The following is a 24,858-nucleotide window of genomic DNA, read 5'->3' on the forward strand; positions in this document are numbered from 1 at the left end:
TAATTGCGTAGTCTTTATTTTTTAAACGAGAAAGGGTTTAGGGATGAATGCAATTGATACGTTAAAAGTTGCCGTTATTTCAGTGTTTATGATGGCAAGTGTTGGGAGTGTTTATGTTGCTGCTCAAATGGTTCACGAACAAGAGATAACGAGTGCGCATCCGCAAAAAAATTTTACGTCATCAGCCGAGCAGGCACAAGCGCGTAGCGTGATTGATATGATTAAACAAACGGCAGACAATCAGCAAGGGTCTATTTTTTATTTATTAATCCTTGCCTTTTTTGCCGGGCTGATGACTAGCTTTACGCCATGTGTTTATCCCATGATTCCCATTACCGTGAGTGTTTTGCAATTACAGGTGGCAGTGAGTTTGAAATATAATTTTTTATCGGCGCTGTCATACGTTCTTGGTCTTTCAACGGTGTATGCCACTCTTGGTTATTTTGCTGCAACAACTTCGGTTTTGTTTGGTAATTGGGTTGCCAATCCATGGGTTATTATGTTGATAGCGCTCTTTTTTTTGTACATGGCTTTTTCATTATTTGGTTTTTATGAAATGCGTGTGCCGCGCTTGCTTTCCAGTAATTATGAGATTGCACCGCAGGGTTCGCTTACTAAAATTTTTTTACTTGGCATGATTTCGGGCACCTTTGCGTCGCCGTGCATAACGCCCGCGTTGGCCGTTTTGTTAACTATTGTGGCAAAACTTGCAAGCCCTATTCTTGGCTTTTTAATGTTGTTTTTATTTTCTTTGGGTATGGGTATTGTGTTGGTTTTGATTGGTACTTTTTCAGGTGCCTTGAGCCTCTTGCCGCGTTCTGGTGAGTGGATGATTGAAGTTAAGCGTGTGATGGGTTTTGGTATGCTTGGGGCCTGCGCTTATTTTCTAACGCCGTTAATTGGCGATATGACGGTAGTCATGCTTTACGGCGTTATTTTGTGTGTTGCTGGGTTGTATTTTGTGATCAGTGCTCATGGGAATAAATTCAAGTTACTTTTTGGCTTGTTGACGTGTTTGATTGCATTGGGCTGGCTGGGGTCAATTGCCAAAGAGTTGCCATTTATAGCTAATTTTTTAAATTAGAAATTTGAGAAATTTTTTTCGTCAGATTGGATGAGTTTTTTTTATCTTTGAGCGTAGGTACTAAAAAAATAGAGGGTTGGGTATGATGCAGCTAACAAAAAAATTTATGACAAAGTTTTGTTTGGTTCTCTTTGTGCAGAGTGGTTTGTTTTTTAGTACATCATTTTTGTATGGTGCTGGTCTGAGTCCACAAAATACTTTTAATCTTGAGGTTCAAGATATTTTTAACAAGACAAAAGTCTTTAATCCTGGTCTTAACGGTTCATTATTACTTGATTGTATCAAAAAAGGTGCCAGTATTGCTCCGTTACTTGCTCAAAATAATATGAGCTCTATCATGAGTGCTTTTGATCAAGCATCACCAGATTTTATGACATGGTTATTCAAAAATGATCCAGGCTTGAAGAAGATTAATGATTCTATTGTTGCCAAAGATTATTCAGATGGAGAAGCTTTGCTTGTGATAGCTATTGAGTATCAAAAGACTTCTTTAGTTAGATTGTTGCTTAAACAAGACGGTATTGATGTTAATGTGAAAAATAAACAAGGAAGATCTGCTTTATCTTTTTCAATTGAGCGTAAGAATCTAATAGTAGCTGATTTATTGATTCAGAATGAAAATGTTGATGTTAATATGAAGGATAATGATGGATGGGCAGCTCTTCATATGGCCGCCGATTGGGGTGAAGTAGCAATAGTAGACTCGTTGCTTAAGAATAAAAAAATTGATGTTAATCAGGGAGGTAGGGAAAATAGGACTGCGTTAGATCTTGCTGTGGCTAAGGGCCATATAGCAATAGTGAATTCATTGCTTAAACAATCAAAAATTAATGTTAATAAAAAAAATATATCAGGGAAAATAGCGTTACATTATGCAGTTGATGAAAATCATATAGCAATTGTTGAAAAGTTTCTTAAAGACGGAAGAGTTGATGTTAATTTGCAAGATAACGACGGGGTAACGGCGCTTCATCGGGCTGTTATGAAAGGCAATAAACAACTAATCCAAGCATTGCTTGATAAAGATGCCGATTTTTCGATAAAAAATAATGCGGGTAAGACAACGTTCGATCTTGCCAAAGAAAGCGGTAACGCAGACTTTGTTCAATTGATTCAGTCAGCCGAGCAGATGCGGCCACTTAAACATGCCTTGATGGCTTTGAAGGCTAAGTTAAGTGAGCTAGCCGAAGAGCTAGCAAAGATGGCTTAGTATTATTTTAATGAGAGGCATTCTATGCAAATAACAAGAAAATTTATGGCGATACTTGGTTTAGTAGTTGTGGTTTATGGTGTATGGTTTGTTAGTGCACCGTGTTTATATGGTGCTGGTCTTAGCGAACAAGAAAAATTTCTAAAAACTCTTGAAGCAATTATGCAAAAAAGTGCATTTGATCCTGATAAGGATGCTGCAATTTTGAAATCTTTTATTCAGGATTCGGGTGCAAGTGTTGCTAGCTTATTTTCTCAGGTAGATGCTCAAGATTTGTTTAATATTTTTGATACAGCAACAACTATTAAGTTTGTAGACCATGGGACAGAATCAAATTTTATGGCATGGTTGCTGGACAATGATCCTATATTTAAAGATATTAACGTGAAGCAGCAGGTTACGGGAAAAACCTTGCTTATCTATGCAGTTGAATTTAATAAAATTAATCTGATTAAATTGTTACTGAGTAGAAACGATATAAATGTTAATGCAAAAAATAATGAGGGACGAGTCGCATTGCATTACGCTGCTATGCTTGGGCAACAGGACAGCGTGAAACTTCTGCTGAATAATAAAGGGATAGATATTAACGCACAAGACAATCATGGTAGAACAGTTCTCTTTTCTATTTATAAAGAGCATGGTGATCTCATGAAGCTCTTGCTGGAAAGTGGTGCCAACCCTTTTATAAAAGATAATGATGGAAAAACTGCTCTCGATAGTGCGCAAGAGAATAATTTTCCTGTCATAGTTGATTTGTTAAAACAAGCAGAAGCGCGGGCTAAAAAGGAGAGCCTGTTGGGTCTTGATCAACTTAAAAATGTCCTCATGGCGTTGAAAACAAAATTAAGTCAGTTAGCCGGCAAGCTGCAGGGAATGATGAAATAGCAGACTATCTTTTTACTTTTTCTTTCCGATCAGTTTTAAAACAGCAAAACCTTTATTAATAAGTGTTTTGCTGTTTTTCTTTTGTCTAAAAAGCTGCTAAACTAAACAACAAAGTAACTTGTTTGTTTGTTTAAAGGAATGATCATGGGATTGATAAAGCGATCGCTGTATTGCGGAGACGTTGCAGAATCATTGGTTGGGCAAGAAGTTTGTGTAACCGGCTGGGTTAACCGTCGTCGTGACCATGGCGGGGTGATTTTTATCGATCTTCGAGATCGTAGTGGCATTTTGCAATTAGTTTTTAATCCTGAAACTAATGCTGAAATGATGGAGCTTGCTCATACGCTGCGCATGGAATATGTGCTGTCAGCGCGTGGTACGCTCATGCATCGAGCACCAGAAGCCATTAATCCTAAAATGCCAACAGGCAAGTACGAAATTAATGTTACCGCTTTTGAATTGTTGGCGCGTTCCAAACCGCTGCCATTTCAGTTTGAAGATGCTGAAAACGTTTCAGAAGATTTGCGTCTCAAATATCGCTACCTTGATTTGCGTCGTCCAGAGATGCAAAGATTTGTACGGTTGCGTCACGAAGTAAATCTTTTCTTGCGTCAGTATTTGGACAAAGAAGGTTTTTACGAAATAGAAACACCCATTCTTTCTAAAAGTACGCCTGAAGGCGCGCGGGACTTTTTGGTTCCATCCCGTCTTTCTCATGGCGACTTTTATGCGTTGCCGCAGTCCCCTCAAATTTATAAGCAATTGCTTATTACAGCGGGCTTTGAGAAATACTTCCAAATTGCTCGTTGTATGCGCGATGAAGATTTGCGTGCCGACCGTCAGCCTGAATTCACGCAGCTGGACATTGAAATGTCATTCATTGATGAAGTCGACATTCAAACAGTGTGCGAAGGATTCTTGAGTGAACTTTGGAAGAAATTTTTAAACATCGAACTCACAGCGCCGTTCAAGCGTTATGCCTACGATGATATTTTTGCTGAATATGGATCAGATAAGCCCGATATGCGTTTTGACCTGAAAATAAAGGATTATACAAAATTATTTGAGCCAATGGGACTCAAGTTTTTGCAGTCCATTATTGAAGGTGGCGGTAAGATTGGTGGGCTGTGTGTTAAAGATAAGAAATTTTCACGCTCCGAGCTTGATGGTTGGGTTGAAAAAGTTACCAAAGAGTATGGCGCGCAGGGGTTGGTTTACATCAGATTTAATGAAGATGGTACACCAAATAGCCCGATTGCTAAATTTTTGCCAGCAGACTTTTTGGCGCAAGCGACGCAACATATCCCTGGTTTAACGGCAGCAGACACGCTGTTTGTGGTTGCTGGGCAGTATAAAACTGCGTGGAGTATTTTGGGTAAATTGCGTCTTGAGCTTGGCAACAGTCTCAACTTGATTGATCGTAGCAAATACGAATTATTTTGGGTTACCGACTTTCCAATGTTTGAATGGAATGAAGAAGAAAAGGGCTGGAATGCCTGTCATCATCCGTTTACCTCTCCACAAGATGGTTGGGAAGCATTGCCAGTTGGCGATGTTAAAGCCCGCGCGTACGATTTGATTTGCAATGGTTATGAGCTTGGCGGTGGTTCGATTCGTATCAACAACCCAGATGTTCAACGCAAAGTTTTTGAAGTTATTGGATTGACAGAAGAACAAGCAGTACAAAAATTTGGCTTCTTGCTTGAAGCACAAACCTACGGCTATCCGCCAGAAGGTGGTCTTGCGTTTGGTATCGATCGTATCATGATGATTCTTGGTCAAACGAATTCGATTCGTGATGTGATTGCTTTTCCAAAAACGCAGAAGATGACCTGTTTAATGATGGAGTCTCCATCGCCGGTTGAAAGCAAGCAATTGCGTGAACTGGGTATCAGAGTTATTGCTGAAAAATAAGCGTTAAAAAGTTACGCAATAAAAAAAGGCCTCATTTTTAATGAGGCCTTTTTTTATTGCGTAGTTTGTTGTTTATGCTGCTGGTGCTGCCAGATGCTCATTGCTGGAGTTGTTGTTTTCTCGTGCTTGTACTGCTTGGTTGCAATACGCAATACGATCAGGTATTTCCGGATGTGTTCTCAGATAATACTGCATGTTTTCCCAGAGTGTTGTATATTCCGGTTTTTCGTTGCTAAAAGGTAGAGTTTCAAAAAATTGTCCCAGAGCTGCTGGTTGTTCAAGAATTGAGATAGCGGTTAAATCTGCTTCTCGTTCACAGTAGCGTCCGTGTGCGCGTGAGATGATGATGGAGCCTGCGACAATGACTGGTCCAATTGGATGTACGCAGATTGGTAAATAATCTGAACAATAAGTAATGAGATTTTCAGGCAATAAAAGTGGTGCAAGAACAGAACCAAGGACATAGTTTGATGCACAGTATAAAGCAATGCTCCGTGGTATATGATTATGTTTAATGTGTGCGAGCTCGTGAGCGATGATCGCTTCAATTTTTTCAGTTGTTGAATATTGTAAAAGAGTTTTGCCAATCATTATAAAACCATAATTTGGGGTGAGTGATGATGCACAGGCATTATTGAGTTCAAAGGTAGTGAGAAAAATTGTTGGTACGGCGATACCAAGTTTGGTTGCATATTTTTCAATCATACCATAAATGTACGGTGCATTATGTTCATTAGCAACCATGAGGCCTTTGCTGCTGCGAAAATTTTGGAACCAGCTTGTTTCGGGACTTTCTATTAATGCTTGAGTTTCTTGCCAAACATTCGCATAGTCTTTTCCGCATGATTTATCTTTAAATGAATTGATGATTTTCTTAGATTCATTGTTAAAGATTTTTTTTGTTGCGGTGCTATCAGATTCAGCATTGGTATTAGTTTCTTCGCTGTGTGCTTGAGTTGTTTGAACCGTGAATATTAACAATAACGTTAGCGCTGCAAAATATTTCTTGATCTGTTTTTTCATGATTTTTTCTTTCATAAAATAATTGATACTCAATCAACAAGTTCAAACGTAACAATAAACGTAACAATATATGTTATGCATGCTGTGCGATGTGCATCATGAAGTTGTTTGTTGAAATCCCCCCGGATTTTTTATGGTGTGTTTCGCTTGGCCTGTCGCCAAAAACCTCGCTTGCAAACACATATAAAAGTATACGGTATTTGGATAGAGGCAGCAAACGGGTAGTTGTTATTGATATTTTGTAATATGATTCTTTGCTGGATATATCAATTGTTTCAAATAGAATAATTTAATAAAGAAAGGGGCCTGGAATGCCCTACAATACGAGGTTTTGGAGTTTTAGGCTTTTAGTATGATTTTTATGTCCATTGGGACGGGGCTCTTCTGTATTTGCAAAAAATTTGGGCCTAGACTGAAGATTGGTCTTTGCCTGTTTATAAGATTGCTAAGAAAGAAATAAAATGATCGTTGGCAAAATTGAAAGCATTTTTTTGTGTAATTTATACTAAGGCATGTTCAATAAAAAAGCCGCCTACAATTTTTGAGGCGGCTTTTTTTATAAAAATAATTACAATAGATTATGCAGCAGAATTTGAAAATTCTCTAATGCGTGCATCATATTCCTTTTGAAACAATGTGTTAATATTTTGGTGATCAACGGTTTTGAGAAATTCTGTATTGAAAGTGTCGATTGCTTCTTGATTTTGAGTAATGACTATATCGCTGATACCAAATTCGGTAATCGTTGATGTTAGTCCTTGCTGGTTGGTTAATGCGTGTAAAAATTTATTCCAAGCTTGCGTGATGGCTTGTATTTGTTGAGGTGTTGTTAAGTTTTGTATGGACTGTGTAAAGCAGTTGATAAATGTTGAGATAGTAAGTTCTGTTGCAACGTTCATGAGGCGTGTAAATATTTCATTACGTGCTTTTTCTACTCCTTTGGTATTTTGTTTGAGTTGGTCCAAAATACCCATTGTTGTTTCTATGCCAAGTATATTTTTGCCAAATTCATCAAGGCTTGCCACAAGATTTAGCTTGCTTGGCAATTTAAATTCCAGGCACATTTTTTTTACAAGTGCTTGTTCTTGTGGATCAAAATTTATTTGTTTTGATTTAATTCTGGTGTTGAGACTTCTTGCAATACCAGCGCTGATAAGTTGTTTATTGTCTTGAAGGGTATTAATGATATCGAGCCTTGTTTTGGAGTCTTGAATTAAGCCGGTATCTTTTGGTTCAGTTAGTAAAAGATCAAATACATGTTTATTTTTATTCCAGCAGTTAGCAAGTAGCAGAATTTCTTCTTTGGTAAAAAAACGACCGCCGCCTGTTTTTGTTTTTATTATGCTGGTGATTTCAGAAAGTCTTTGAGCGGTGGCTTGGTTGACGTTGAGCGCAATAAATTTTTGCATAAACGTTTCTTTAAAAAAATCATAGAGCGAATTATGGCCAATTAATGGTACGAATTTTTGATTAAAGTCATTGATAGAATTTTGGTCTTCATCAAGTACAAAAAGATCGAGCTCGAGGTAGATGATGGCGGCGGTAAATTTGTCTGCTGGCGTGGTCAGCACGGGATCAAATTTTTTGCTAAAAGGTATCGCGTTCAGCAGGGTTGTTAAGAAATTTTCCCATGTTTTTTTGATGATGGTAATTTTTATGTCAATGTCTGGAATTGCTTGTAATGATTTATTAAATTTTTCAATAAATGCCGAGAGATTATTTTTTTTTGTTGTTTCATTCAAAACATCTTTTAAGAGTCCTGCGATATCTTTTGCAAGACGCTTTTGTTCTTCTTTGGTTGGGAGTCCATGCAGTTTTTTTTCTTCTTGTTGAATTTTTCTTAAGGTTATTCCGCTTTTAAGTTCTTCCAATAAAGCACTTTGTTGATCTTTTGGTTTTGGTTGTTGTTCTGGTGTTGGTTTGAGTGGTGGTCGATTTTTAATTTCGTTCAAAAAGTCTGTAGCGTTGTTTTGTTCGGAGTTGGGTGGTAGTGGCGGTGGTATTGGTATCGAATCAACCAGTTGTTCAGCAATCAACGTGAGTGGAACTAATAAAAAAAGCGTATACAAAAAATAATGGCGGATCATAACACATACTCCTCTTTTGGTTTTTCAAAACGTTGTATGAGTTTTGTATTTTTTATATGTGCATGTAAATAATTTTTTACAAAGGTGCTGCTAAGTAGTTGGTGGCAGCTCTTCGCTGTTTAACGAGTAGGTAATATGTTGTTCAGCAATTTTTTCATTAACCGCCTGCATAATAATGGCTGGTGTTAACATTTTGTCGTTGGTGCGGGCGACCATGTACTGCACGTCCAAGAAAATTTGTTTGATATCACGACCCGCAAATCCTTCAAGTTGTTCTGCGACATTGCATAAAAACTCTTCAGTTACCAAGCTTGAAACGGTTGCATGTTGAGTTTGAGTTGCAAATTTATTTAAATAAAGCGTGATGAGTTTGATGCGTTCATTAAGCGTTGGAAGCGGGACATTAATTTTTTTATGCATACGACTGAGCACGGCGCCATCGAGTTTGTTTGGGTCGTTGGTTGCCAAAATAAACATACATTTTTCAGAGAGTCCGCCAGTGCGCGCCAAGAAGGTGCTAATCACTTTGGTACCGTGCTGATCATTACCAGTACGTTTGTGCAAAAATGCATCTGCTTCGTCAATAAAAATAATCAGCCCGTTAGGCGCTTGGTCTGCCCAATCAAACAATTTATTGAGTTCAACAATATCTTGTCCTTGTTCAAACTGCGCAAAGTTGCCGCCGGGAATAAAGATAAAGTCCATGTTGGAATACATTGCTAGTTTTTCAGCAAACAATGTTTTACCAGTGCCGGGTGGGCCGTACAACAAAAGATTACGGAATGGTAGTTTGCTTTGCGGAATGTTTTTTGTATCATCAGCCAAATTGCGTAATTTTTCTTCAAGTGCTTCGCTGAAGATAACATCGTCAAACACTTTTTCTTTGGATTCTGCTAACTGGAAAAATGTTTTGAAGCGTTCAAGCCACGTGACATGAAAACTGTTGGTTGCTAATGTTGGTCGGCTCATTTTTGCTTCCGCATAGCGATAGGTAAGTTTGCCGCCATAATAAACAACGCTCAATAGCGTGAGTGTGCCCGCCAAAAAGATACTGGAGCGCGTGAGTGTTTCTGGTTGTGTTGCAAACTCAGTAAGAAAGCGCAAGCGTTCCATAGCACCTTCATTTTCAACCGCTTTGTTGGCGGCAGTGATGGCGATTTGTGTTTTACGGTCATGTTCTTTTTGGTAAACATCCATCGCGGTTTGCCAGCCGGTGGTAATAATTTTTTCAACATTTTCGCCGGTTTTTTCGCTACGTCGATCTAAATTTTTAAGTTCTTTACGCAGTGCTTTTATTTGGTCGTCAAAGCTTTTGCTTGCTTGTTCATAAGCTGCACCGCCCATGATGCCTTGATCGCGTTTGACGCCAATTCCTTGGCGCTGTGTTTCTAAGACATTAATCTTGCTTTCAATTTGTGCACGTTTAAAGCGTGTTGCTTCGGCAATGACTTGTGCCGATTTGGTAACGGCTGCGGCAACATCGTTGGCGTTGAGCTTGAACCCGCCAAGATTGATATCAACTTGAGGCGTTGCTGCCCATGCGCTTGTTGAAAAGAGAAGAAGTATATTCAGAAAATTAATTTTTTTCATAACGGTTCCATTTTAATGATAAGTAACAGCAGGTTACTTATCGGCAGTTTCGGTATCTGTAACTGCTTGTTGATATATGTTATAAGCTTGTTTAATCATGGTATACCAGCCTGGCAGCGAGGTGATAACTGAGCTATAAAAATGCCACTCAGCCATTTTTTTGTTATGCATGGCAAACCAGGTGCGGAATGAAAAATGAATGCCGGTGTGAATGCAGGAGGCAATATTTTTTTCAATAACGGCGCGTTTTTCTTTGGCTGTTGCTGGTAGTTGATGGTAGGTACTCAGAAAATTATTGAGTGTTTCATGGTTTTGCTGGGCATAGTTTTCCCAGACTGGTACTAATACCATGTTATTGAACCAAGCAATAAAGAGCATTTGAAATGCCAGCGATTGTGTCATCTCAAAGGTTGTAGATTGAAAAAAGGCAGGAATGAGGCCGCAGCGCTTGAAGAGGCTGTTGGCAATTTCAATCAGGTTTGTTTGTGTGGAATTAAATGGCATAAACATGACAATGTGTTCTTCAATCAGCGAAAAAATAGGGATTGGATTTTGTGCTGGTTCATTTGTTTTAAAAAACGAGAATGCTTGGTCTTTGCTGCCCATCAAGCTGTTGCGCAGTGCTTGAGCAAGTTGATGGACAAGGAAATGGGTGCCAATAAGTTTTGCCAGTTCAGGCCGCTTAAAGGTGCTATACGAAACGTGTAGTGCGTCAGCAGAGTTTGCGGTTGGTAAGCTTTGTTGTTTAATCAAGCTGGTGCTTAGCACATTAACGTAGTGCGTTTCAAGTGCTTGATACAAATACCAATCAAGCCCAACGCTGGCGCTGGTAAACACTGCTTTAATAATATCTTTATAATAAATACCGAGATGCAGTGGTCTGTCGATGCGTGAAAGCGGAAGTTCTATGTCGTAAACGAGTGTGTTGTTAAAAGCGTTTTGACGATCGATTTGTCGTTGTTCAGTATTCAAAACATAATCAATAAATTCATCGCCGCCGTAACGCGCTGTTTTGTGTTCGATGTCTTGAATGAATGCATCGAGCGAATCATCGTCTTGATAAAATGCAACCGAGTTTTTTGATGAATGTGTTGGAGGCAAAGGAGCATTTTTTTTTTGAAAGAAGGCAAGGTCGGCCTGAGTTTCTTCTGTTGTATATGTTGGAGAGCAAAAGCCCGAGAAACTCATGAAGTGCAATGCAAAGATGCCTATAACGACCGACCTTATATTTGTAAACACTTACTCGCCCCAAATAAATTTATTTACAATCAGTATCTTAAATAATAATTACGTATCATATCAGCAAAAAAACATTTTACAATGGTTTTCGTTTTGATAAAGTGCTCATGCAAGAAAAAATTTAAAAACCTTTCTTTTCTTGCACATATTGATAATATTTTTCATAAATTTTCTTTGTCTTGAATTCAAGTGTGCAATATTCAAAATGATCTTGTTTTTGCTGACATAACGAGTTAAAGTCGTATTTGAGTATATTAGGTTTTTTATTGTAAGGATTGTCATGCTCGGTTTTATTAAAGATAAAATAAAAAAAGTTTACACGGGGTTTACGCAACAAATTGCATCACTTTTTTTACGCAATCAACTTGACGAACAATTTATTAATGAATTGAGTAATTTATTGTTAGTTGCCGATGTTGGCGTTAAAACAACAGAGCGTTTAATAGCTCAATTGCGCTTACATATTGCCAATAAAACTATTGAGAATGGCGAGCAATTGCGTGAGCAACTTGAACAGATGTTACAAACAATTCTTGAAGCGCCCGGCAAGCCTGCAGCGTTGCCAGCGGTGACGTTGATGGTGGGCATTAATGGCAGTGGCAAGACGACCTTTGTTGGCAAACTTGCGTATCGTTTACAAGCGCAAGGTAAAAAAGTTTTATTGATTGCTGGCGATACGTTTCGTGCAGCAGCAACGCAGCAGTTGGCTGAGTGGGGTGCGCGTTCTGATGTTGAAGTTTTTATTGGTCGTGAACATCAAGATCCGGCATCGGTTATCTTTGATGGTTGTACGCGATTTAAAGAGGGTGGTTTTGATCACGTAATTATTGATACGGCAGGTCGGTTACAAACCAAAGCGAATTTGATGCGTGAGCTTGAAAAAATGAGAAAGATTATTGATCGACAATTGCCTGATATTCCGGTAGCAACGTTGTTGACGGTTGATGCAATGTTGGGACAAAATTCTTTGCGCCAAGCTGAAGTTTTTCATGAAGCAACAACGTTGGATGGCATTGTGGTAACCAAGCTTGACGGTACCGGTAAGGGTGGTATTGTATTTTCGATTATCGAGCAATTTAAGGTGCCAATTGTATTTGTTGCATTTGGTGAAGGCATTGAAGATATGAGTGATTTCAATGCGCGTGATTATGTGCATGACTTATTGCATGAATAAAAAAAAGGAGAAAAAGTTATGAAGAAAATTTTTTTGGCTGCGTTGGTTTTTGTTTCTGTTGGCGCTCACGTGAATGCGTTAGACGATCTTATGCCAAGCTTGCGTCGCGTTCGCAATAAAGTTGAAGATGCATTAAAACAGCCAGGCCAGTCATTTAAAGATATTTTAAAAAATGTCAAAACTGACGAAAATGGCAAACAGATTCTTACCGCTGGCGTGGTAACGGCTCAAGGAATTGAAGAAAAGCATGATGCGGTTGTGCGTTTGAATGCGGCTGTAAATAAATATCGTTCGTTGTTTTGGGCTCACAATAACAATTTTTTTGATGCGCTTAAAACAAGTGCAGCGCAATCGCGCGAAGCTGGGTTGAGTATCTTGGCAGAATATATAATGCGTAGTTTTTCTGAAGAAAAAGCACCACTTATTTCTTTTGCGGCACAATTGAAAGAAGAAGAAACTATTCTTGATAAATGCGTAACCGAGCTTTTTACGTTGGTAACGTATAAAAATAAAAATGAAAAACCGCCAGTATCATTTTATCAAGAAGCTCAAGATTGTTTGCGTGAAGCTGCTGACCTTAAAGCGCATGTTATTGAGTTACTTAATACGATTGAAACATTGTTGTTGGAAAAATAAATGCATAACGTTCCTGTTCAACGCATCATTGCTGCTCTGTCAGAAATGCTGGTAGCTGGAGGCTTGGCGGCACATGATGCGAGTCAAGAAGCGTGGTGGTTACTTGAAAAATTAGTTAACCAGCCACAAGCATATTTGATTGCGCAAGGTACTGTTGCATGGGACGATAAGCGCGAACAGCGTATTGCTGGTTGGATTAAAGAACGAACGCAGGACAAGAAACCGCTACAGTATATTTTGGGGTCGGTGCCGTTTGCCGATCTCGACATTATTGTTGAGCCGCCCATTCTGATTCCGCGGCCAGAAACTGAAGAAATAGTGGTGTGGCTGATTGACGTGCTGCGCGTGTCTGGCCGTGCTGATTGGAAAATCCTTGATTTGTGTACCGGCTCTGGTTGCATAGCGCTTGCGTTGGCGGCAGCGTTTGAACAGGCGCATGTTGTTGGGATTGACAAAAACCCTCACGCGGTTGATTTGGCGCGGCGCAATGCGCATCACAACAACCTTGAGCGTGTGACGTTTACGGTTTCTGATTTATTTCAAGCGCTTGATCCAAAACAACCTTTTGATCTGATTATCAGCAATCCGCCCTATTTGTCTGATGAATCGTATCTGCAGGTCAGCAAAGAAGTTTCGGTGTGGGAAGATAAGAACGCGCTGGTAGCCCCGCGCCATGGCATGGGGCTGTATGAGCGCATTGTTGCACAAGCGCCAGATTTTTTGTTACCATCAGATAATGACAAGGTTCCTCAACTCGTCTTTGAAATTGGTAAAGATCAGGATGAGATTGAAGAGATCATAAAGAATGGTGGGTTTAACCAGGTTAAGGTCTATCATGATTTGGGCGGGTTGCGTCGTTGGGTAACTGCCCGAATTTGACACGATGTACAAAATTTCTTACATTTGGCCTTTAATAGTTACTATTGAGGTTTTTCGTATTGTCTATTGCTTGGTAAAATATTGAAAATTGAAGGAGATAATCATGAAACAGTGGTCTAAGAATTTTTCTTTGTTATATGTTTTTCTTATTTTTTCATGCGTGTCGGTCGTGAATGCAACCAGCTCATTTTTTGATGATCGTGCATTGATTAATCATGCATGGCGCCATATTGCGTCTGATCTTAAAACAGCGACTGGTAAGCCACATTTTGTTTCGTATACGTATCGTTTAGCTCATAACCAGCCAATTTCTGCAACGGCAAAAATTCATTTCAAGGATTATCATAAGTCGTCCGAATCTCAAAACAAAGAATTTTCCAAGACGTTAAAAAATGTTGAGCGTGTGGTAACGGTTACGTATCGTTCTGGTGACAATAAGCTTTCGTTAATTGATCATAATCCAAAAAATGAACGTAAGCGTTTTGAGACACGTCGTATTGTTGGAATTCCAAAGACGGTTGTTAACGTTTAAAAAATTAATCTTGCTATCAAAGGATCTTTTGTGGAAGAAAAACCAAAGCGTTCGCTTGCTACTATTTTAAAAAATATCTTTTTTGTTTTACTCATCCTTAATTTCGTGCCGGTTGTTTTTTCCACGCTTAAAGAAGCTGTATCGAGCGCGGCATTTCCAAAGGTGCATGTTGGTTACATGAAACTTTCTGGTGCTATTGATGATTCAACGTTTTATGCCAAAATGTTACGTCGTTTTGAAAAGTCATCTGACATTAAAGCGCTGCTGATTAAAGTAGATTCACCAGGTGGCGTTTCAGGTTCTGCCGAAGCATTGTTTAATGAGATCAAGCGATTCAAATTAAAAAAACCGGTTATTGCGTACGTTGAAAATATCTGCGCTTCGGCCAGTTACTATGCCGTGTGCAGCGCCGATAAAATTATTGCCAATGGATCGTCGTTGGTGGGCAGCATTGGCTCGCTCATGCAAGTTCCCAACGTTAAAGGGTTGGCAGATTTTTGTCATGTGAAAGTTGTGTATATTAATGGTGGTAAATTTAAATTGGCGGGCAACCCCGTGCGTGATTTGACAGATGAAGAGCAGCTTCATTTGCAAGACCTTGCTAGTGAATCATACAAAATTTTTGTAAACGATGTTGCGCAAGCGCGGCATCTTGATGTTGCAAAAGCAAGCGAATGGGCTGATGGTAAAATTTTTACAGGCAGTCAAGCGCTTGAGTTGAGGCTGATCGATCAACTTGGTTCGTACAACGATGCCGTTGATGAAGTTAAAAAGGTTATTGGTCTTGGCGAAGATGATGAGATTGAATTCGTGCCGCTTAAAAAGAAGCGCAATGCCGTGATGGAGATGTTTGCGGGCGATGATGATGGTGGTTCTTTGATAGGTTCTTCTTCGTTGTCAAAAAAAGCAGGCATCTTTTTGAGTAATGTGTGGAGTTCGTTTATGAGCACACAAACGCAAAATAAGGTTACGCTGCAATCATAAATTTTTACGTTAAAAAATCAACATCATGAAACGACAGCAAAATCGATGTTTGTTGATCGACGTTCAATAATAAAGTTCCGTTTGGGAGTAAGTGCTGGGCTGTGCCTGCCACGATACTCCCATCTTTTTTATGGACGGTAATTTTTTTACCAAGATACGATTGAGCTTCAACCCACGTGGTAAAAATATTATCATACGCACGTGCGTACCATGCGTTATACCAAAAGTTTAAACTGGAGATCAGTGCTGTTTGCAGTGCCGGCAAATCAAGTGATTGGTGGGCGTGTGTGCACAGGCTGGTTGCGCGTTGTACGACTTCGTGCGTTGTTTTAAATGTGTTGTTAACATTGAGCGCAAAACCAAAAATAATTCCTGAAAGTTGCTTATCGTGCCAGACTAGTTCCAAGAGCATGCCGCCAACTTTTTTTTGATCAATCACAAAATCGTTAGGCCATTTGAGCGTGACACTATATTTTTTGATTGGTTCGTAAATGCCGCAGGCAAGTGCCATAGAAAGTTTTACCAAATCATCTTCGTGTGTTGGTGATGTTGGTTTCAGTACGATAGTCAGCGCCAGTTGGCCCGGCGCCCAGTGCCAAACTCTTCCTTGGCGGCCGCGTGCGTGCGTGAGTTCATGCGCAATAAATACCGCCCCGTCAGGTGCTGTTGCAAGATGCTCTTTTGCCCATGCCATCGTGTTGTCTGAATTTTGGGTATAAAAAAAAGCAGAACCAATGTTGTGCGTCATGAGAATAAATTATGAAACGCGTTGTTTGATCGTGCGGTCTGTTTCGCGTTTGATATCGCGTTCTTTAATGGTTTGTTTTTTATCGTGTGCTTTTTTATGTTTGGCGACGCCGATTTCAATTTTTACCAGCCCGCGATTATTTAAATACATTTTGATGGGAATGAGTGTCATGCCCTTGCGCGAGACTTCACCAATCAAACGATTGATTTCTTTTCTGTTGAGCAGCAAGGTACGCGAGCGGCGTGTAAAGTCGCCCGTTTTTTTATCAAAAGCGTGCGAGTACTGGCCGATGTAGCAGTTCGTTAAAACAATCTCGTTACCGTGGACTGTTGCAAAAGCATCGGTTAATGAAATGTTACCAGCGCGTGCTGATTTAACTTCATCGCCAATCAAGACAATGCCAGCTTCAAAGGTATCATTAATTTCGTAGTCGAAGAATGCTTTTTTATTACGAGCTAGTTCTTTCATGGTCGTTGTTTTACCAGTAATCTTTTAAAAATCATCAGCATGATTGGATAGCTGAGGAGTGCCGAACAGATACCAAGAATATTGCCACCCACCAAGAATGACACGATACATATACTACCAGATCCAAAGATTTTTTCCAAAGGGATATGCCAAGTAGGCGCAAATCCGCCTATTTTATGCACCAGCCAGTAGCCAAAGGCATAATCAAAGGAAAAAAAGGGCAGCATGGTCCACGGATTATTAATCGAGGTTACTACAAAAAGTAGAGGGAAATTAAGCGTTAAGAGCCATTGAGCGATAAACATCATAATCGTGTGGGCGCCTGGAAAAGGCGAAAAGGCAATGTAGCTGCCCATCGCACACGAAAGAGCAAGGGTGTGGGGCGAGCTGCCAGAGTGGAGTGCTTTGTGAAAAATAGTTTTTATTTTTTTTTTAATGTCCATCGGTATTGGTTCCTTGCATGAAGCGTGAACAACATTTGGTATAAAGTACGGGAAAAAGGTATTATTTATTGCGTATTTTTGCACAATGATAGGTCCCTTTGTATGCTATTTAAGCAAAGCAGACTTACTGAATTATTGCAAGATTTTATCGCCAATTAAAGGATCTATAATGAAAAGAATGAAGAAATTTTTCTGTTTAGTAATCGCACTGATGCTGAGCAATGTTTTGGTAGCCAATCAACATGTGGTTATTAAATCGATGGCCGATCTTGAAAAGTTTCGCGCCAAGCACCTTAACCCGCCACCTCCGCAACCAGTTGCAGAACAAAAACCAGACGTGGTGGTACCTGTTTCTGAAACGCCTAAAATTATGGGGTGTGTGCGCATTGCGGGGCAAGAAGATGTGGTGCCGCAGTTTCGCGTTTATTTTGACGGTATGGCAACCGTGAGCAATCGCGATGGTTTTTTTTCTTTTCCGTTGGACAAAGAGCATCAATTTAATAGTTACTCGTTGGTGCTGGCAAAACATCTTGAACAGCGCTTTGTAAATACCAACACGCTCAAAAGTTTGGGCGTGCGACAAGATAAAGCCTATCGTCAATTTTCGTTTACGCGCACGGGTACGCAAGATGGCGTGTGGGATTGGAAAGAAACTTTTTTGCCGCAAAAGGACCGTGCGTTAAATCGTAACACGATTACGGTTTTAGTTGATCCAAAATTTGTTGACTATCTTGAGCCGTGGGACGTGCGCATTGAAGGTAATTTTGTAAAATTGCCGCGTATTGTTTTGAAAAAAAAGAAACTTGAACGGTTGCCGCGCGCTGCTGCCAAGTCATTGCTGTACTCGCTCGATTCAACTATTTTTCATGAGCCGGTTCACGAGACGACAAAAAAGATGCCAAAAGGCAAAGGGCTTCTATCATTAACGCCATAGATTTAAAAAATTTTAAACATTTCTAATATACTTGCTGCGAAAAAGTGACCGTCAAAAATATTACACACTTTTAAAGAATACGAAGGAAGTTCAATCATGAACACAAAATTTTTATGCTCATTGTTTGTTGCTTTATTTTTTGCAACCACCGCAGCGCCGATGGCTTTCCCATTGCATGCTGCTGCAGAAAATGGCGATGTGAAAGAAGTAGTAAGGCTTTTGACAGAAAAAATTTGCAGCGTTGATGATCGAAATGGTGATGGCTTTACAGCGCTTCATTGCGCTGTCAGGTATGGCTGGCTTGATTGTGTAAAAAAACTTTTAGAACGAGGAGCTGATGTTGAAACTCAATTTAATAATATACGACGTTATGTGCATATTTTTCGAATGTTTGATGAAGAAGATATTTGTTATGATTGGCATCAAGAGTGTGACGATGATTCCAATAACTGGTGGCTAAATGAGTCTAGTGCGATGACAGCGCTTCATTTTGCAGCCAGAGGCGGTTATCTTGAATGCGTAAAGTATTTGGTATACGAAGCTAGAGCTAATGTTGAGGCAAAAAATGGAGAAGGCAAAACGCCAAAAGATCTAGCAGCTGAAAATGGCAGGCAAAGTGTAGTAGATTTTTTTGATAGCTACCAAGAGCTGCCAACTATCAAAGGTGCTGAAATCGGAGAGGAATATTAATCTTGAACAACAAAATTATTGGATTATTTTTTGCCGCCCTCACATTTTTTGCAACCGCAGTGTCGATGGCTGTTGATCCCGAGAAGTTCCCGCTGCATTGGGCTGCTCAAAATGGCGATGCGGGAGAAATAGAGAGACTTTTTGAAACGGGAGGTTTTAAGGTTGATGATAGAAATGATTACGGAGGGACAGCGCTTCATTATGCTGCTGGAAATGGCCACGTTGATTGTATCAGGGTACTTTTAAAATATGCTGCTTTTCACGAGATGCAGGCTGCTACTGTTAATGACCGATCTTTGACGCTTGGTAGTACGTCGCTTCATTGGGCGGTTTTTAGCGGTTATTCTGATTGCATAACAATACTTCTGGAGGCTGGGGCCAAGGTTGATACCCAAGATAATAATGGCCTGACGCCGCTTCATTATGCAGCCAAGAAAGGCCATCGCAATTTCGTAGAAAAACTTTTAGCAGCTGGTGCTGATGTGGATGCTAAAACAAACAAGGCTGGTAACACACCGGCAATGTTTGCAGAGCAAGAAGGCTACAAAGAACTCGCAGAATATTTAAAAAAAGTCGCTGAGCGTCTAGGAAACAAAGAGTCTGAAAAAGAGCAAAAAAATGGTAAACAAGTTTCATAATTATTTTTCAGCGAGATTCATCATGAATAACAAAATTATCTTTTCATTTTTGGCTGCTCTTACGGTTACCACAACCGCAGCGCCGATGATCGATCCATGGAGCGACGATGACTTTTCGCCTTGTGCCCGGGACTTTCGGCCAGTTCCAGAGACGCCTCTTCATTTGGCCGCGAGGCGGGGCGACGTTGAGGGTGTAACGGCACTTTTAAAAGAGGGTGCCGATATTGATGCTAAGCAAGGCTATGACCTGACCCCGCTTCATTACGCCTCTGAGAGTGGTCATGCTGACTGTGTGAAAATACTTCTAGAATGGCATGCTGATGTTGATGCTCAAGATCGTCAACATGATACCCCGCTTCATCGCGCTGTCCTAAGAGGTTATATTGGTTGTGTAGGAAAACTTTTAGAAAGTGGTGCCTATGTTGATGGTCAAAATAGTGATGGCAAGACGCCGCTTCATCTCGCTGCGCAATGGGGTAGGGCTGATGATATTGCAACTATACTTTTAAAACATGGCGCCGATGTGAATGCTGAATCAAAAGCTGGTAAGACGCCAGCAATGCTTGCAGAGAAATATGGCCATCACGAGCTTGCAAAATATTTAAAAGAAGTCGCGGCGAGTCTAGAAATCAAAGAGCCTGACGTCGAGCAAGAAAAACAATAAACAAGTTATAAAATTATTTTTCAGAAAGATTCATCATGAATAACAAAATTATCGTTTCATTTCTGGCCGCCCTTACGGTTGCTACAACTGTAGCGCCGATGGCTTTGTACTTTGCGTATCCGTTGCATAATGCTGCTAGAGATGGCGATGCGATAGAAGTAAGAAGACTTTTAGCGACTAAAAAATTCGACCTTACGGCCTTTGATACTTCAGGTGCGACGCCTCTGCATTGCGCTGTTAGAAAGGGCCATGTTGATTGTGTCATCGCGCTTTTGGATGGTGGTACTCAGGTTGATATTCTCGACTGTTGGGGGTCGACGCCGCTCCTTAATGCTGCCTTTCGTGATAATGTTGAGTGTGTCGAGATACTTTTAAGATATGGCGCGAATGTTAATGCTCAAGATAGTGCTTATTTTACCCCGCTTCATTATGCCGCGACGTCAGGACATAGAAATTACGTAGACATATTTTTGGCAAAGGGTGCCAACGCGATAAATGCTAAAACAAAGGCTGGTAATACGCCAGTAATGCTTGCAGAGAAACATGGCCATCACGAACTTGCAAAATATCTAAAAGAAATCGCGGCGAGTCTAGAAATCAAAGAGCCTGACGTCGAGCAAGAAAAGTAGTAAACAAGTTGCAAAATTATTTTTTGGGGAGATTAGTAATGAATAAATTTTTTTGCTTGTTGTTTGTTGTTTTATCATGTGCAAATATTGCAGCGCCAGCGGCTTTTCCATTGCATGTCGCAGCAAAAATTGGCGATGTGAAAGAAATAGAAAGACTTTTAACAGAGAAAATTTGCAGTGTTAATGACAGGAATGATTATGGCGGAACCGCGCTTCATTATGCCGCTGGGAATTGCCAAGCTGAGTGTGTAAAGGCACTTTTGAAGTGCGGAGCTGCCGTCAATGATCGATCGTTGACGCTTGGTAGTACACCGCTTCATTGGGCTGCTTCCAATGGTTGTGCAGAGTGTATGATTGAACTTTTGGCGGGTGGAGCAACGGTTGATCTGCCCGATAAGAATGGTTTAACACAACTTCATTATGCCGCTAAGCTCGGTCATAAAAATTGCGTGGACCTGCTTTTAGCAAAGGGTGCTAACGCAAATGCCAAAACAACAAAGTCTGGTAACACACCAGCAATGTTTGCAGAACAGGGCGGCCATCACGAGCTTGCAAGATATTTAAAAGGAATCGCGAAGTGTCTAGAAAACAAAGAGCCTGCAGGCGAGCAAAAACAGGAATAAACAAGTTACACAATTATTTTTAAGGGAGATCTGTGATGAATAAAAAATTTCTAGGATTATTTTTAATCGCTATCACTTTTACCACAACCGCTGTGCCAGGTCTGTCAACGCCAATGTGCGACTCGTTGCATATTGCTGCAAGGTATGGCAACGTGCAAGAAATAGAAGAACTTTTGGCGGCCAGGCATGACGTTAATATGCGCGGTCGCAGTTCCATGGGGTGGACACCGCTTCATTGGGCTGCAAAAGGGGGTTATGTCGATTGTGTAAACGCACTTTTAGCCGGAAAGGCTGATATTGACGCTCTCAATGATGATCGTTGGACACCCCTTCATATCGCAAGTGATGAAGGCAAAACTGAATGCGTTAGAGCACTTTTAGAGCATGGTGCCAATATTGAAGCAAAAGATAAAGATGGCAAGACACCGCTGTATTATGCTGTTATTGGAGGTTTTTGTGATTGTGTAGAAATCATTGTAAAAAAAGACGCTAATGTTAATGTTAAAACTATTGCCGGCGATACACCACTGCATTATGCTATTTGTATAGGTTATTCTGATATTGCAACCATACTTTTAGAACATGGTGCCGATGTTGAAGCTAAAGATGAAGAGGGCAAGACACCGGCAATGCTTGCAGAAAAATATGGCCATCACGAACTTGCAGAGTATTTAAAAGAAATCGCGGCGAGTCTAGAAATCAAAGAGCCTGACGTCGAGTAAAAAACAATAAGCAAGTTCCATAATTATTTTTAAGAAAGATTAATCATGAACAACAAATTTCTAGGATTATTTTTAATTGCTATCATGTTTGCCACAACTGCAGCGTCAGCGGCTTTTCCATTGCATGAAGCTGCAGGAGAAGGTGGTGTGGCAGAAGTGGAAAGGCTTTTGGTAGTTGGAGATTACAAAGTTGATGATCGGGATGCTGATGGCAATACCCCGCTTCGTCTGGCTGCTCAACATGGCAAAAAGGAATGCGTGAAAAAACTTTTAGAATTGGGAGCTAATGCTGATGAAGCAGATAAATGGGGAAATACCATACTTCATTGGGCTGTTATAAATAATCATTCCGATATTGTAACGACACTTTTAGCAATAGGTGTCGATGTTAATGTAGCAGATAACTCTGGTTGGACACCGCTTCACATGGCTGCTAGGAATGGTTATAACGATATTATAACTATACTTGTGGAGGGGGGCGCCGACGTTAATGCAGCAGATAAAGTTCATGGTAGCACACCGCTTGATTTTGCTGGTTTTGGCCGCCACTATGAAAGTGTGGTTAAGCTTTTACAATATGGTGCCAGAGTTCATCTTTGGAATAGTTGCGATCAATGCTTGCAGGAAAATATGGATGCAAAGGCATAGCAGCATTGTTAAAATAAAACAAGCGCGAAAAGTTACATCATAAATAAAAAGGGTGCCGTTCAAATTCTTTGACCCTTCGACAAGCTTCCGACTACGTCAAGGCTTCGACGGACAGGCAGGGCGTACGGGCTTAGAACCGACGGCGGACAATAATAATCTTTTTTAGAACTAATAAGTGTTATTTAAGCGTTGGTTTTTCCAAATTTCCTTTTCCTGATTGTTCTATTTATCGTCTACTTGCCTTGCATATCAGCCGTTCGTCCTGAGCTTGTCGAAGGATTTGAACGGCCTTTTACTTCTTTGCATCGCGTTTTAATATTTCCATCGCTTTATCAATAACCGAGCCTTTGATTCCTTGATTGCGCAAAATATCAAGCGCAACATGTTGCTCAGAAATTCCACGCTCAAGTTTGTATGGATACCAAATTTCTCCATTGCGCAGGTGCTCAACCGAAACATGATAATTGCTAAACGATTTGGTGTGTTCTTCAAGTTCGGTGAGCAACTGAAAATGTGTGGCAATCAAACACATGCTTTGATCAAAGCCCGCCAAATGTTCGGCAACGCTGTAAGCAGCGGCGGTTCCTTCTGCTGGCGAGGTGCCATGAAAAATTTCGTCAAAAACGGTAAAGCTGAATTTCCCTGGTTGCAAATGTTCAATGCCGTCAACAAGTTGTTGCGTGCGAATTGCTTCAGTTTTAAATAACGAATTGCCCGCGCCAATATCGTCGGTGATGTTGAGATAGGTTGAAATCATACTAAATGGCGTGAGCGTAAATGAGCGCGCAGGAACAATGCCCACGCTTTGTGCCATCACTACTGCGATACTGAGTGCTTTAAGCGTGCTTGATTTACCGCCGGCATTGGGCCCCGTCAAGATAACGTTTGTGCGGTTACCGTTGGTGCCGAGTGTTATGGAATTTGGAATTACATCGTCCGCATTAATTAATGGATGCCAAAAATCTTGTGCATCAATCATTGGTTTGTCGGTTGTGGCGTATGTTGCAAAACAGTAGGGCGTTGCTGTATTTTGTGATTCTGTCATAAGCTGTGCGAGGGAAAGGTGCGCATCAATTTTTCCCATGGCGCGCATCATATCTTGAAGGTCTTCTGATAAATTACCAATTAAGCGGTAGGCATGCACAAAGACGCCTTTGTCTGAAAACATTGAATTTAACAGGCTTGGGCGGTCTGCAAATGTTTCAGATTCAAGTAAATCAAACAGATCTTGCAATTTATCTGAGGCATTGATTTTTATTTCAAAGAATTCGTTAAGAGCTGCAAATTCTTTAAACGTTGCCAGTGCTGGATGTTGTTTTAATATTTCGTAAACATTTCGTGCTGTTTTTAAATAAGTTGCTACATAATCGGTAAACGTATGAATACATTCTTCAAAAAAGAAGCAATCGTGTGCCCAATCAAAACTTTGTTTGGTGTTCCAGAAACTCAAAGTTGCGCCCATCAATGCGAGTATGCCGCGCAGTTGAGCGTGAGGTTTGTCCCACAAATAGCGCCACATTAAATTTTGTTGATTGCGGTATTGGTCCGTAAATGATGTTATGTGTGTTGGAGTTTCTTCAACTTTTGCTAGTTGTAAAATACCGTAAATAGTGAGCGAAATTGTCGTGAGTCCGCTCATGACGGTACTTGAAATACGGACTGAATGTTGACTTAAGCTCAGTAAAAGTAATGCTAAATCGCTTTCATTGAGCATGTCGAGCTGTATGTCTGGAAAGCCTGGAATTGTAAAATAAGCATGTCGATTGACGGTTTGTTTAAAATGATCTTGTTTGGAAAAAGATAACAACACTGTTTCTGGTTTTTCTAACGCTGCGAGGAGTGTTTGTAGTTGCTCGCGCAAGGCTGCTTCTTGCGTTAAGGTTTGAATGACTTCTTGTCTTTTTTGTAGTTTTGAAATGTTGGTGGTTGCTTTAGTAAGCATGTTAAAAAGTGTGCAGGTGCCCAGTTCGGTTGCGGTGCGGTCGATGCTTGTGCCAACATATTGTGAGCGTTCGCTTGCGCCGCAAAAAAGATTTAAGTCTTTCCATGTTTGTTCATTGTCCAATGCGTACGATTTATTGTCGTAGACTGTTTCAGTGTTTTTTAAAAAATCCAAGGAGCTGCGGCGCTTTAATGACGCTACTGGATTGATGCGATGGAAACTGTATTGTTCAAGATACTCGCGCATGGTATTTGCCGACCAGTCAGTATCTTCCCAACCAAACGAATCCATATGAATTTTTTTTAGACGTTCGGCAAAGCTTTTTTGAGTAATTGCTGATTGATCAGTTATTTCTGTTTCAGAAGTTTTTTTGATTGCGTGAGAAGAAGAGCAGTTGAGAGTATTCAGAAAGAAAAAAAAGATAATAAATTTTAAGTATTTATTCATAGAGCTGCTTTCTTGAAAAAAA

General features: G+C 40.3%; 25 protein-coding genes. 17 read left to right on the plus strand and 8 right to left on the minus strand.

The features are described 5' to 3' along the window. Positions 1 to 43 precede the first annotated feature (43 nt). The 4 genes from IPF37_04760 (at position 44) to aspS (ending at position 5,096) form a co-directional block, all read left to right on the plus strand. The gene (locus IPF37_04760; GenBank protein ID QQR48843.1) at positions 44 to 1,084 is read left to right on the plus strand and encodes a sulfite exporter TauE/SafE family protein; all 1,041 of its coding nucleotides are present in this window, start codon (positions 44 to 46) and stop codon (positions 1,082 to 1,084) included. An 82-nt stretch (positions 1,085 to 1,166) separates the two neighbouring features. After that, the gene (locus IPF37_04765) at positions 1,167 to 2,294 is read left to right on the plus strand and encodes an ankyrin repeat domain-containing protein (protein QQR48844.1); all 1,128 of its coding nucleotides are present in this window, start codon (positions 1,167 to 1,169) and stop codon (positions 2,292 to 2,294) included. Between the two features lie 24 nt (positions 2,295 to 2,318). After that, on the plus strand, positions 2,319 to 3,182 hold the full coding sequence (locus IPF37_04770) for an ankyrin repeat domain-containing protein (protein ID QQR48845.1): 864 nt from the start codon (positions 2,319 to 2,321) through the stop codon (positions 3,180 to 3,182). Positions 3,183 to 3,326: 144 nt separating this feature from the next. Next, positions 3,327 to 5,096 (plus strand): aspartate--tRNA ligase, encoded by a 1,770-nt coding sequence (gene aspS / locus IPF37_04775; protein ID QQR48846.1) that lies wholly within the window; start codon positions 3,327 to 3,329, stop codon positions 5,094 to 5,096. 72 nt (positions 5,097 to 5,168) lie between these two features. Here the strand turns inward: aspS and IPF37_04780 are convergent, their stop codons facing one another. The 4 genes from IPF37_04780 to IPF37_04795 form a co-directional block, all read right to left on the minus strand. After that, positions 5,169 to 6,119 (minus strand): M48 family metalloprotease, encoded by a 951-nt coding sequence (locus tag IPF37_04780; GenBank protein ID QQR48847.1) that lies wholly within the window; start codon positions 6,117 to 6,119, stop codon positions 5,169 to 5,171. A 578-nt stretch (positions 6,120 to 6,697) separates the two neighbouring features. Then, positions 6,698 to 8,206, minus strand: coding sequence for a hypothetical protein (locus IPF37_04785; GenBank protein QQR48848.1), 1,509 nt, complete (start codon positions 8,204 to 8,206; stop codon positions 6,698 to 6,700). Positions 8,207 to 8,296: 90 nt separating this feature from the next. Beyond that, a complete protein-coding gene (locus IPF37_04790; GenBank protein ID QQR48849.1) occupies positions 8,297 to 9,796 on the minus strand; it encodes an ATP-binding protein in 1,500 nt (499 codons plus the stop codon). 33 nt (positions 9,797 to 9,829) lie between these two features. Then, the gene (locus tag IPF37_04795; GenBank protein ID QQR48850.1) at positions 9,830 to 10,984 is read right to left on the minus strand and encodes a hypothetical protein; all 1,155 of its coding nucleotides are present in this window, start codon (positions 10,982 to 10,984) and stop codon (positions 9,830 to 9,832) included. A gap of 331 nt (positions 10,985 to 11,315) precedes the next feature. On the opposite strand from IPF37_04795, the gene ftsY reads away from it, so the two are divergent. The 5 genes from ftsY (at position 11,316) to sppA (ending at position 15,240) form a co-directional block, all read left to right on the plus strand. After that, positions 11,316 to 12,209, plus strand: coding sequence for a signal recognition particle-docking protein FtsY (ftsY, locus tag IPF37_04800; GenBank protein QQR48851.1), 894 nt, complete (start codon positions 11,316 to 11,318; stop codon positions 12,207 to 12,209). Positions 12,210 to 12,227: 18 nt separating this feature from the next. Next, positions 12,228 to 12,845, plus strand: a complete 618-nt coding sequence (locus tag IPF37_04805; GenBank protein QQR48852.1) for a hypothetical protein — start codon at positions 12,228 to 12,230, stop codon at positions 12,843 to 12,845. After that, complete coding sequence (gene prmC / locus IPF37_04810; protein ID QQR48853.1) at positions 12,846 to 13,724, plus strand: peptide chain release factor N(5)-glutamine methyltransferase; 879 nt, start codon at positions 12,846 to 12,848, stop codon at positions 13,722 to 13,724. It begins immediately after the preceding gene. A 103-nt stretch (positions 13,725 to 13,827) separates the two neighbouring features. Next, positions 13,828 to 14,256 carry a hypothetical protein gene (locus tag IPF37_04815; GenBank protein QQR48854.1) on the plus strand — a complete coding sequence of 143 codons (429 nt, stop codon included), beginning with the start codon at positions 13,828 to 13,830 and terminating at the stop codon, positions 14,254 to 14,256. 30 nt (positions 14,257 to 14,286) lie between these two features. Next, a complete protein-coding gene (gene sppA, locus IPF37_04820) occupies positions 14,287 to 15,240 on the plus strand; it encodes a signal peptide peptidase SppA (GenBank protein QQR48855.1) in 954 nt (317 codons plus the stop codon). Between the two features lie 4 nt (positions 15,241 to 15,244). Here the strand turns inward: sppA and IPF37_04825 are convergent, their stop codons facing one another. From IPF37_04825 to IPF37_04835, 3 genes are read right to left on the minus strand one after another with little or no spacing between them, the layout of a single operon-like run. After that, entirely contained in the window at positions 15,245 to 15,988 is a 744-nt protein-coding gene (locus IPF37_04825; protein QQR48856.1) for a biotin--[acetyl-CoA-carboxylase] ligase, read from the minus strand. Positions 15,989 to 15,997: 9 nt separating this feature from the next. Beyond that, positions 15,998 to 16,456, minus strand: a complete 459-nt coding sequence (gene smpB / locus IPF37_04830) for an SsrA-binding protein SmpB (protein ID QQR48857.1) — start codon at positions 16,454 to 16,456, stop codon at positions 15,998 to 16,000. Next, a complete protein-coding gene (locus IPF37_04835) occupies positions 16,453 to 16,899 on the minus strand; it encodes a DUF2062 domain-containing protein (GenBank protein ID QQR48858.1) in 447 nt (148 codons plus the stop codon). Before IPF37_04835 ends, smpB begins: the two co-directional genes overlap by 4 nt. Positions 16,900 to 17,068: 169 nt before the next feature. On the opposite strand from IPF37_04835, the gene IPF37_04840 reads away from it, so the two are divergent. The 8 genes from IPF37_04840 to IPF37_04875 all read left to right on the plus strand — a co-directional run bounded on the left by IPF37_04840 (position 17,069) and on the right by IPF37_04875 (position 22,447). After that, positions 17,069 to 17,833: a hypothetical protein gene (locus IPF37_04840; protein ID QQR48859.1), complete on the plus strand. Its 765-nt coding sequence runs from the start codon at positions 17,069 to 17,071 to the stop codon at positions 17,831 to 17,833. 96 nt (positions 17,834 to 17,929) lie between these two features. After that, positions 17,930 to 18,523, plus strand: coding sequence for an ankyrin repeat domain-containing protein (locus IPF37_04845; protein QQR48860.1), 594 nt, complete (start codon positions 17,930 to 17,932; stop codon positions 18,521 to 18,523). A 2-nt stretch (positions 18,524 to 18,525) separates the two neighbouring features. Next, positions 18,526 to 19,161 (plus strand): ankyrin repeat domain-containing protein, encoded by a 636-nt coding sequence (locus tag IPF37_04850; protein QQR48861.1) that lies wholly within the window; start codon positions 18,526 to 18,528, stop codon positions 19,159 to 19,161. Between the two features lie 22 nt (positions 19,162 to 19,183). Further along, a complete protein-coding gene (locus tag IPF37_04855) occupies positions 19,184 to 19,825 on the plus strand; it encodes an ankyrin repeat domain-containing protein (GenBank protein ID QQR48862.1) in 642 nt (213 codons plus the stop codon). A 35-nt stretch (positions 19,826 to 19,860) separates the two neighbouring features. Next, positions 19,861 to 20,454 carry an ankyrin repeat domain-containing protein gene (locus tag IPF37_04860; protein QQR48863.1) on the plus strand — a complete coding sequence of 198 codons (594 nt, stop codon included), beginning with the start codon at positions 19,861 to 19,863 and terminating at the stop codon, positions 20,452 to 20,454. A 38-nt stretch (positions 20,455 to 20,492) separates the two neighbouring features. Continuing rightward, the gene (locus IPF37_04865; protein ID QQR48864.1) at positions 20,493 to 21,077 is read left to right on the plus strand and encodes an ankyrin repeat domain-containing protein; all 585 of its coding nucleotides are present in this window, start codon (positions 20,493 to 20,495) and stop codon (positions 21,075 to 21,077) included. Positions 21,078 to 21,112: 35 nt separating this feature from the next. Further along, on the plus strand, positions 21,113 to 21,799 hold the full coding sequence (locus tag IPF37_04870) for an ankyrin repeat domain-containing protein (GenBank protein ID QQR48865.1): 687 nt from the start codon (positions 21,113 to 21,115) through the stop codon (positions 21,797 to 21,799). 45 nt (positions 21,800 to 21,844) lie between these two features. Beyond that, the gene (locus IPF37_04875; GenBank protein ID QQR48866.1) at positions 21,845 to 22,447 is read left to right on the plus strand and encodes an ankyrin repeat domain-containing protein; all 603 of its coding nucleotides are present in this window, start codon (positions 21,845 to 21,847) and stop codon (positions 22,445 to 22,447) included. Between the two features lie 292 nt (positions 22,448 to 22,739). Here the strand turns inward: IPF37_04875 and IPF37_04880 are convergent, their stop codons facing one another. After that, positions 22,740 to 24,836, minus strand: a complete 2,097-nt coding sequence (locus IPF37_04880; GenBank protein ID QQR48867.1) for a hypothetical protein — start codon at positions 24,834 to 24,836, stop codon at positions 22,740 to 22,742. Positions 24,837 to 24,858: the final 22 nt, after the last annotated feature.

Source organism: bacterium (genome assembly GCA_016699045.1).
Taxonomy (GTDB): domain Bacteria; phylum Babelota; class Babeliae; order Babelales; family RVW-14; genus AaIE-18.

Coding starts and splice junctions, on each gene's coding strand:
- smpB (QQR48857.1), bottom strand. CDS start 16,456: ATGAAAGAACTAGCTCGTAATAAAAAAGCATTCTTCGACTACGAAATT.
- IPF37_04845 (QQR48860.1), top strand. CDS start 17,930: ATGAACACAAAATTTTTATGCTCATTGTTTGTTGCTTTATTTTTTGCA.
- IPF37_04865 (QQR48864.1), top strand. CDS start 20,493: ATGAATAAATTTTTTTGCTTGTTGTTTGTTGTTTTATCATGTGCAAAT.
- IPF37_04835 (QQR48858.1), bottom strand. CDS start 16,899: ATGGACATTAAAAAAAAAATAAAAACTATTTTTCACAAAGCACTCCAC.
- IPF37_04785 (QQR48848.1), bottom strand. CDS start 8,206: ATGATCCGCCATTATTTTTTGTATACGCTTTTTTTATTAGTTCCACTC.
- IPF37_04815 (QQR48854.1), top strand. CDS start 13,828: ATGAAACAGTGGTCTAAGAATTTTTCTTTGTTATATGTTTTTCTTATT.
- IPF37_04880 (QQR48867.1), bottom strand. CDS start 24,836: ATGAATAAATACTTAAAATTTATTATCTTTTTTTTCTTTCTGAATACT.
- IPF37_04780 (QQR48847.1), bottom strand. CDS start 6,119: ATGAAAAAACAGATCAAGAAATATTTTGCAGCGCTAACGTTATTGTTA.
- IPF37_04770 (QQR48845.1), top strand. CDS start 2,319: ATGCAAATAACAAGAAAATTTATGGCGATACTTGGTTTAGTAGTTGTG.
- IPF37_04840 (QQR48859.1), top strand. CDS start 17,069: ATGAAAAGAATGAAGAAATTTTTCTGTTTAGTAATCGCACTGATGCTG.
- prmC (QQR48853.1), top strand. CDS start 12,846: ATGCATAACGTTCCTGTTCAACGCATCATTGCTGCTCTGTCAGAAATG.
- IPF37_04795 (QQR48850.1), bottom strand. CDS start 10,984: ATGAGTTTCTCGGGCTTTTGCTCTCCAACATATACAACAGAAGAAACT.
- IPF37_04805 (QQR48852.1), top strand. CDS start 12,228: ATGAAGAAAATTTTTTTGGCTGCGTTGGTTTTTGTTTCTGTTGGCGCT.
- IPF37_04790 (QQR48849.1), bottom strand. CDS start 9,796: ATGAAAAAAATTAATTTTCTGAATATACTTCTTCTCTTTTCAACAAGC.
- IPF37_04870 (QQR48865.1), top strand. CDS start 21,113: ATGAATAAAAAATTTCTAGGATTATTTTTAATCGCTATCACTTTTACC.
- IPF37_04875 (QQR48866.1), top strand. CDS start 21,845: ATGAACAACAAATTTCTAGGATTATTTTTAATTGCTATCATGTTTGCC.
- IPF37_04825 (QQR48856.1), bottom strand. CDS start 15,988: ATGACGCACAACATTGGTTCTGCTTTTTTTTATACCCAAAATTCAGAC.
- IPF37_04760 (QQR48843.1), top strand. CDS start 44: ATGAATGCAATTGATACGTTAAAAGTTGCCGTTATTTCAGTGTTTATG.
- ftsY (QQR48851.1), top strand. CDS start 11,316: ATGCTCGGTTTTATTAAAGATAAAATAAAAAAAGTTTACACGGGGTTT.
- aspS (QQR48846.1), top strand. CDS start 3,327: ATGGGATTGATAAAGCGATCGCTGTATTGCGGAGACGTTGCAGAATCA.
- IPF37_04860 (QQR48863.1), top strand. CDS start 19,861: ATGAATAACAAAATTATCGTTTCATTTCTGGCCGCCCTTACGGTTGCT.
- IPF37_04765 (QQR48844.1), top strand. CDS start 1,167: ATGATGCAGCTAACAAAAAAATTTATGACAAAGTTTTGTTTGGTTCTC.
- IPF37_04855 (QQR48862.1), top strand. CDS start 19,184: ATGAATAACAAAATTATCTTTTCATTTTTGGCTGCTCTTACGGTTACC.